The following is a 602-nucleotide window of genomic DNA, read 5'->3' as shown; positions in this document are numbered from 1 at the left end:
GAGAGGGAGGGAAAAAAGAAAGGAGGGGGAAAAAGAGAGGGGGGGAGAAGAAAGAGGAAGAAGAAAGGGGAGGGGAGAGAGGGAGGGAGAAGGAGGGGAGAGAGGAGGGAGAAGAAAAAGAAGGGAGAAGGGGAAAAGAAGGAGAAAGAAAAAAAAGAAGGAAAAGGGGGGGAGGGGGGAAAAGGAAGGAAGGGAAAGAAGGAGAGAGAAGGGGAAAAGAAGGGAGGGGAAGAAAGAAAGAAAGAGGAGAGAGAGAGAAGGAGGGAGAGAAGAGGAAGGAAAAGAAGAGGGGAGGAGGGGAGAGGAAGGAGAGAGAAAAAAGGAAGAGAAGGAGGGGGAGAGAAGGGGAGAAAAGAGGAGGAAGGGAAAGAAGAGAAAGAAGGGGGAGGAGGGGAGAAGAAGGAAAAAGAAAAAAGAGGGGAGGGGAAGAGGGGAAAGGGAGAAAAGAGGGAGAAAAAAAAGAAAGGGGGGGGGAGAGGAAGAAGGAAAAGGAAAAAGAGGGGAGAGGGGGGAGAAGGGGGGAAAGAAAAGGAGGGGGGAGAAGGAAGGAGGGGGGGAGAGGAAAAGAAAGAGAAAAAGAGAGAAAAGGAGGGGAGAGAGAA

General features: G+C 51.0%; 1 protein-coding gene. It reads left to right on the top strand.

All coding sequences use genetic code 11. From position 1 onward, the window contains the following. A partial coding sequence (locus KH400_RS29590) for a hypothetical protein (RefSeq protein WP_217227915.1) occupies positions 1-602 on the top strand: 602 nt, incomplete at both ends.

This window comes from Desertibacillus haloalkaliphilus, from assembly GCF_019039105.1.
Taxonomy (GTDB): Bacteria; Bacillota; Bacilli; order Bacillales; family KJ1-10-99; genus Desertibacillus; species Desertibacillus haloalkaliphilus.
Note: the sequence above shows the minus strand (reverse complement) of the source record. Positions and strands in the feature narration are given on the sequence as shown.